The following is a 6,724-nucleotide window of genomic DNA, read 5'->3' as shown; positions in this document are numbered from 1 at the left end:
TCACTCCCCGGGACGGAGCGATGCGCGCGGAGATGCCGGCGAGGACGGTCTCGAGCTCGAAGGCGAACTGCGCGTCGACATCACCGCCCTCGACGATCCCCAGCCCCTCGACCTTTCCGCCCGCGAGCTCCTCAAGCAGGGGGAAGGCGCCGGGCACTTCGTCGAGCACGCCGAAAAGGCGCGAACCGGGGCCCTCCGGGAGGGGCCGCGTCCCATGCGGGTCCTCGCCCGATCGCCGCATCGCATCCGCCCTGCCCGCGTGCACGGCCGTATGCGCGACGAGACTGAGCGTGCGAACCGCGTCGCTCAACCCCAAGCCCTCATCGACGAGGGTCCGCAGGATCCGTTCGACGGGCTCGATGAACGCGAGGGCGCTCGAGGAGTCGAACTCCAGATGCGGGGCGAGCGGTCCGATCGATGCGATCGAGGCGCGCATGGCCAGCGCGAAGCGCCGAAGGGCCTCCTCCCAGTTCACAGGGGCCTCGCCCTCGACGAAGGCCCTGGCGGCGAGCCGGGCGCGGTCGAGCGCGACCAGGCGGAGGAAGTCCCTGCGTCCGCCGACGTGGTAATTGAGGGCCGTCGGATCGACCTGGAGGATCTGCGCAACGGCCTGCATCGTGACCTTCTCGGGCGGAAGGGCGCGCGCGGCTTCGATGATCTTGTCACGGTCGATCCGAGGCGGGCGCCCTTTGCAGGGTGAGGAGTCCTCCGTCTTCCGTTTCTTCGACGCTGACATGTTCCCCGATCCGTACGCCTGCTCGATCCGTACCGCGGCCTCCCATTCTATCCGCCTTTCTCAGGCTCCTGAGGAATCCTGTGAGGGATCGGGCAAGCACTCTCACACCCCCTCGCGCCTCATGCGGACTCCTGACGGCCCTCGTCCGTCGTATCCTGGCCTTCATGGCCGTCACCCCCGCCCCCAGAGCCCGCGTCATCATCCTCGCCGGACCCTCCGGCTCCGGGAAGACCTCACTGTCGACGCGAACGGGGATACGCGCGGTCTCCCTCGATCACTTCTACAGGGACGACACGGAGGACGGGATGCCCCGCTTCCCCACGGGCCTCATCGATTGGGACGACCCGGCCTCGTGGAACCACGACGAGGCCCGGGACGCGCTCATCGAGCTGTGCCGAGCGGGCTCGGCCCAGATCCCCGTCTACGACATCCCGACGAACAGGCGGACGGCGGTCCAGACCCTGTGCCTCGACGAGGCCGAGACCGTCTTCATCGCCGAAGGAGTCTTCGCCGCCTCCCTCGTCGATGATCTCCGGGAAGCCGGAGTGCTGGCCGACGCCCTCTGCATCGCTCGCTCCCCCCTGCGCAACATGTGGTACCGCTTCCTCCGCGATCTCGGCGAAGGCAGGAAGGCGCCGCACGTCCTCGTCCTGCGCGGGATGCACCTGGCCAGGAAGGAGCCGGCGATGGTCCGGGGGTGGATCCGCCAGGGCTGCCGCCCCGTGACGAGCCTCGGCGAGGCCGAGAGCGCCCTGCTCCTCACGACCGCGAGGAATGCGAGCGCGAGGAGCTAGGTGTATTGGCCGGAACCCAGCAGCGGAAGCCCCCCTACTCCTCAAACATGCACCTCTGAAGCACGAAATCATAGTCGTAGGAGGATAAGAGGCGGGAGAGCCTTCCTGGCGCTGAATGCTTTCATAAGTCGTTTCACCAGCAAGGCCCCCTCAGTCACGTGTCCGGGTCACGTTCCTCCAATTTCGGTGCCCGAACTGTGCATCTAAGCGAGAAATGCCACCGCCGCTGGCTCAGCGGCTATCACCCTCCCTTTCTTCGCTTTCACCTCGGCGACCTGTTTGCGCTTGGAGAAGACGACGGGCGTGATCGGATTGCGTCCAGAGGCGCGCACAGCTGCGGCATCGAATCGGATAATGGGCTGACCGAGCATAACCTCAGTGCCCTCGGGAACGAGGGACTCGAATCCTGCGCCGCCAAGTTCGACAGTATCGAGACCGATATGCACGAGCACCTCCAGCCCACCTTCAGTGACAAGGGCAAAGGCGTGCAGAGTTCGGAACACCCGAATCAGTCTGCCCTTCACTGGGCTGCAGACATCCACTCCCGCAGCATCCGGCTCCGGAATCACTGCAAGTCCGGGGCCAAGCATCCCCGATGAGAAAACGGGGTCCGGGACTTCACCGATCTCCACAACCTCGCCGACGAAGGGAGCGGCGATCTGGACCTTTTTCCTCCCAAAAGCGAACACGACGAATCCTCCCCGACCTCAGATCGACTGCTCGCCCTTGAGCTCAGCGGCACTCGAAGCGAGCAGGGCGGCCACCTCGTCGTACACGAATTGGACCTGCGGCCCAATAATGACCTGAACCGACTTTTGCGACGGACGGATCACACCGGGGACTCCTGCTTTCTTGATCTGCGATTCTTTGACCGCGAGATGATCCGCGACAGCGACGCGCAGACGGGTCGCGCAGTAGTCGATGGACACGATGTTCGCCGCCCCGCCCAGGCCCTCGAGAATCTGCTGCGCCGCCCGGGACGGAGCCAAAACCCTCGCCGTGTCCACATCCGTATCATCCTCATCATCGCGTCCGGGAGTCTTGAGCTTGAGGATCGGAATGAGGAAGTAGAAGACGATGAAATAGATAACGGCCCATACAATGCCCTGGAGGAGCAGCATGTACCACTTGTGCGCGATCGGGTTCTGCGTGGAGAGGAACATGTCGACGAAGCCCGCGGAGAATCCAAAACCGGCAGTCCAATGCATCGCCGCTGCTACTGCCACCGCAATACCCGTGAGAAGCGCGTGAAGTATGTAAAGGATCGGGGCAGCGAACATGAAGGAGAATTCGAGGGGTTCGGTCACGCCCGTGAAGAAAGATGCGAGGGCCCCGGCCATCATGAGAGAAGCCACGGTCTTCTTGCGCTTCGAGTCCGCGCGCAGATACATCGCGAGGGCCGCAGCAGGCAAGCCGAACATCATGACGGGGAAGAATCCGGCCTGGTACATACCCACATAGCCGATGACTTCGCAAGACCCCGCGGCGGCATCCCATACACCCGGGCAGGAGGCCGCGTCGGTTGCCGCCGCGGCAGCCTCGATCGTTTTACCACCGCCGAGGAAATCACCGATGTCGTTGATACCAGCGACGTCGAACCAGAAGATCTGGTTGAGGGCGTGGTGCAGACCCGTTGGAATGAGCAAGCGATTGAAGAAGCCGTAGAGGCCCGCGCCGAGAGCACCGTGGCCGACGATCCACTGACCGAAGTGAAAGAGGATCGAGTAGAGAAACGGCCACACCAAGTAGAGGATGCCCGACAGAATCATGGAGAAGAAGGACATCATGATCGGGACGAGGCGGCGGCCTGAGAAGAAGGCGAGGGCATCCGGAAGTTTCGTATTGTGGAAACGGTTGTAGGTCCAGGCGGCAAGAACGCCGACAAGGATGCCGATGAGGACGTTGCCGTTGTTGATCTTGCCCCAGCCGTCGGCGATCCAGGCGAGCTTTTCGGCCCCCTCGAGCGCCTCGAGATCCACACCCCGATAACCCGCTACAGCCTTTTCACTGAGAAGGGCTGTCACCGTGCCGTAGCCGATAAAGCCGCCGAGAGCGGAGGCGCCGTTAGAGTCCTTGGCGAGGCCGAAGGCGATCGCTACAGCGAAGATCCAGCCGAGGTAGTCAAGAATGGCAGCGCCCGCCTTGATGAGGACCGCCGCGAGAATGGAGTTGGCACCCCAACCTTCGGGATCGATCCAGTAGCCGATGCCCATGAGGAGGGCGGCGACGGGCATGACCGCCACCGCACCCATGAGGGCCTTCCCGAGCTTCTGAAGGCTCGTCATGATCGCGTCCATTGATTCTCCTTCGAATCGCGATGTGTCTGTGATCAGGAATGACGCCTGGCGTCTTGACGCCAGCCATGGAGGAAGAGCGCCGTGAAGGCGACTTCACCCGCGACTTGGGCCGCGGGAGTCTGGAAACCCTCGGAGAGGATCTGGACGATCTCCTCAGCGAGGGCGTAGTCGTCCGGCGCGTCGCGTTGGATCGACAGAAGAGCCGCGTTGGCCCGCAGCTCGCCGCCCTTGAGACGGCGCGAGAGGGCGACGATGTGAGAGACAAGTTCAGCGCGGGCGTCCTCGCGAACGGTCGTGCCACGGACGAGCCGGGCGATCACCGTGTCGGTCAGTCCAGCGAGGGCGTTCGCCTGTGAAAGGGGGCGCTTCACCGTTTCGCCAGTCGCGGCGGCACGCAGGTGGAGGGTGATGAAAGCGGCTTCGTCGATAGGGAGCACAATGTCCAGCCTCGCATTGACGTAGCGCAGGAGAATTTCGGCAGCGACGAACTCGCGGGGGAAACGGGCACGGATTTCGGGCAGCAGCGGGTTCTCGATCATCTGTCCCTCAGCGAGCCGTTGGATGGCGAAGGCGAGATGATCGGTGAGGATGACGTAGACGGAGGGGTGGAGGGCGCCGAGCTGTTCCTCCGCGAGCTCGACCCCGCCGGAAACCGCTTCGAGCGTGGCTGAGGGAATGTTCTTGAGAAGGTTGAGATAGTGGGAACGATCCTCCCCTACCGCGATATAGCGTTCCCGGACGGCCTCCTCTGGGATCTCATCACCGGGACGCCGACCGAATCCCAGTCCCTTTCCGACGAGGATGACCGGCGTATCGGAATCAACATCGACCGCCGCGACGGCGTTGTTGTTCAGCGCATGCGTCACACGGTAGGGACACTGCGGCTGGGACAAGCTCTCCTCGGTCACCTGGGGCTCCTCTTTGAGCGATACCACCCGGGTTCACCCGAGTGCTTCCCCGGTGATGCCTGCCGAACAGTGACACCCAGAGACTCCGATCGCTCGCGAGTTTACAGGATGGGATCACAAATCGCCAGGTTTTCCACACGCAAGCGTCTCGCCCGCCGGCTGAGGTGCTCAGGCGAAGCGGAAGACGAGCGGGAAGACGAAGGCGACGATCCCCGCCCAGACGGCGAAAACCGGGAGCGCCGCCGACTGCCAGCGTTCGAGGGCGAGCGGGCCCCTCCCCCGCGCGAGCCTCCCGTAGCCGACGAGGGCGCCGACGAGGTGGATGAGGAGGAGGATGTTGACGCCGAGGGCGGCGAGCTTGTTCGCCGAGGCCCCGTACTCGACGACCCGGCCGCCGAGCGCCCACAGGAGGAGGAGATCGACGACGATCCCCGCGACGATGAGTGCCATCTGCATCCAATCGAGCGCCCGCACCCGCAGCTCCGAGGGGCGCGCCGACACGGTGAAGATGACGATCGCCTCGACGACGATGAGGAGGACGTCGAAGACGATGAGGATCTCGCGATTCGCCTCGATCGGATTGCCCGTGACGGCGATGACGACGAGGAAGCTGAGGAGGGCGATCGTCATCACCGGCGTGAACACGGCCGTGAGGACCGGCGCGACGTTCTCCATCGCCGACTTCTTGAGTTCGACGAGCCACGCGCAGACGAAGAGCGCGCCGACCGCGCAGATCGGGATGAGCCACGAGAGGACGGTGCCGTAGGGGCCGCTCGTCTCAATGCCGATCGCGGCGAAGACCGCGGTGATGAGGGCGATGACGACGCCCCCTCCGAGGGCTGTGAGGACGTAGTAGATCGCGCCCTCGCCGAGGAAGCGGACCCAGTCCATCCACGCCTCGAGGCTCCGCCACCGCGCACCGAGATAGGCGACGCCGACGAGGACGAGGACGAGGACCGGCAGATGGATCATCGTGAGCAAGACCGTCTGGCCGTCGGGGTCGCCCGGATAGGCGATCGCGATGCCCGCCCCCGCCGCGACGGCGACGCCGAGGAGTACGAGCCCGCGGGCCTCACGGCTTCTCGCCGTCGCGGCGAGGTAGACGGCGAGGAGGGTGAGGGGGATGAGGAAGACGGAGCGCATGAGGAGTTCGGTCCGATCCGCGGGCGCGAACTCCGCGAAGAGCCTCGTGAGGACGCCGGCGACGAGGCCGATCCCGAGCGCTGCGGGGAGGTGCCAGGCGGGGCGTTCCGCGTCCTCGTCGAGGCGCCGCCATGCCCGCTCGGGGTGCGCGAGGAGGTATTCGGAGGCGATTTCCTCCCCCGCGCCGAAGCGGTGGTTGACGATGAGGGCCGCTTCGGCGGACGACAGGCCGAGGGCCTGGAGCTCGTCGTATTCCGAACGCAGGTGATCGGCGAGTTCGGCGAGGTCATCGTCCGTCAGGCCGCGGCGTCGGCTCAGCGAATCGATCAGGGGCGCGAGCGCTTCGGGGATGATCGGGGAGCCGCAGCTCGGCTCAGGAGTCTTCATCGTGTCCTTCTTTCCTCGTAGCTGCACGGAGCAGTCCGGTGAGGGTCGCGGCGACGAGGCCGATCGCCTCTGTCCGCTCGTCGAGCTCCCGGCGGCCGAGCTTCGTGAGGGTGTAGTACTTCCTGCGACGCGCGCCTTCGGCACTCACCCAGCGGCTCTCGACGAGGCCCTGGCGCTCGAGACGGTGGAGCAGGGGGTAGAGCATCCCCTCGTTCCAGTCGAGTCCGCCGCCGGAGGCCTCCTTGATGCGCCTGAGGATCGAGTACCCGTATTCCTCCCCCTGCGCGAGCACGCCGAGGACGATGGGCGTGGCGGAGGCGGCGACGAGATCCTTGTCGATGCGCATTCCCCCACCCCTTTCATACCTAGCAGTGCTAGGTATAAGTCTAGGCGCATCACACCGGAATTCAAGACCCCGAAACCGAAACGCGGTGGGGCTCCGGGCGCCGCGCGCCAGCC

The 6,724-nt window shown here is 65.1% G+C and carries 7 protein-coding genes; 1 reads left to right on the top strand and 6 read right to left on the bottom strand.

The genetic code is table 11. From position 1 onward, the window contains the following. Positions 1 to 736, bottom strand: a 736-nt coding sequence (locus tag ACQY7V_RS09960) for a TetR/AcrR family transcriptional regulator C-terminal domain-containing protein (protein WP_428640085.1), incomplete at its 3' end; no start/stop codon positions are given. A gap of 164 nt (positions 737 to 900) precedes the next feature. On the opposite strand from ACQY7V_RS09960, the gene ACQY7V_RS09955 reads away from it, so the two are divergent. Beyond that, the gene (locus ACQY7V_RS09955; RefSeq protein ID WP_277298996.1) at positions 901 to 1,530 is read left to right on the top strand and encodes a uridine kinase family protein; all 630 of its coding nucleotides are present in this window, start codon (positions 901 to 903) and stop codon (positions 1,528 to 1,530) included. A gap of 203 nt (positions 1,531 to 1,733) precedes the next feature. On the opposite strand, the gene ACQY7V_RS09950 is transcribed toward ACQY7V_RS09955, so the two are convergent. From ACQY7V_RS09950 to ACQY7V_RS09930, 5 genes are all read right to left on the bottom strand, one after another. Next, on the bottom strand, positions 1,734 to 2,219 hold the full coding sequence (locus ACQY7V_RS09950; protein WP_277298995.1) for a PTS sugar transporter subunit IIA: 486 nt from the start codon (positions 2,217 to 2,219) through the stop codon (positions 1,734 to 1,736). Positions 2,220 to 2,237: 18 nt separating this feature from the next. Then, a complete protein-coding gene (gene nagE, locus ACQY7V_RS09945; RefSeq protein WP_277299032.1) occupies positions 2,238 to 3,815 on the bottom strand; it encodes an N-acetylglucosamine-specific PTS transporter subunit IIBC in 1,578 nt (525 codons plus the stop codon). Positions 3,816 to 3,859: 44 nt separating this feature from the next. Beyond that, entirely contained in the window at positions 3,860 to 4,735 is an 876-nt protein-coding gene (locus ACQY7V_RS09940; protein WP_277298994.1) for a PRD domain-containing protein, read from the bottom strand. Between the two features lie 168 nt (positions 4,736 to 4,903). Continuing rightward, positions 4,904 to 6,265 carry a permease prefix domain 1-containing protein gene (locus tag ACQY7V_RS09935; RefSeq protein WP_428640083.1) on the bottom strand — a complete coding sequence of 454 codons (1,362 nt, stop codon included), beginning with the start codon at positions 6,263 to 6,265 and terminating at the stop codon, positions 4,904 to 4,906. After that, positions 6,252 to 6,611 carry a PadR family transcriptional regulator gene (locus ACQY7V_RS09930; protein WP_184453897.1) on the bottom strand — a complete coding sequence of 120 codons (360 nt, stop codon included), beginning with the start codon at positions 6,609 to 6,611 and terminating at the stop codon, positions 6,252 to 6,254. Before ACQY7V_RS09930 ends, ACQY7V_RS09935 begins: the two co-directional genes overlap by 14 nt. Positions 6,612 to 6,724 lie beyond the last annotated feature (113 nt).

The sequence above is a fragment of the Schaalia sp. genome (genome assembly GCF_050312375.1).
GTDB classification, from domain to species: Bacteria; Actinomycetota; Actinomycetes; order Actinomycetales; family Actinomycetaceae; genus Pauljensenia; species Pauljensenia hyovaginalis.
The sequence above is the reverse complement of the archived record's forward strand: the minus strand, read 5'-3'. Positions and strand labels throughout refer to the sequence as shown.

Bases quoted from the DNA above. Each gene is read 5' to 3' on its own strand.
- nagE (WP_277299032.1), bottom strand. From the start codon at position 3,815: ATGACGAGCCTTCAGAAGCTCGGGAAGGCCCTCATGGGTGCGGTGGCG.
- ACQY7V_RS09935 (WP_428640083.1), bottom strand. From the start codon at position 6,265: ATGAAGACTCCTGAGCCGAGCTGCGGCTCCCCGATCATCCCCGAAGCG.
- ACQY7V_RS09930 (WP_184453897.1), bottom strand. From the start codon at position 6,611: ATGCGCATCGACAAGGATCTCGTCGCCGCCTCCGCCACGCCCATCGTC.
- ACQY7V_RS09955 (WP_277298996.1), top strand. From the start codon at position 901: ATGGCCGTCACCCCCGCCCCCAGAGCCCGCGTCATCATCCTCGCCGGA.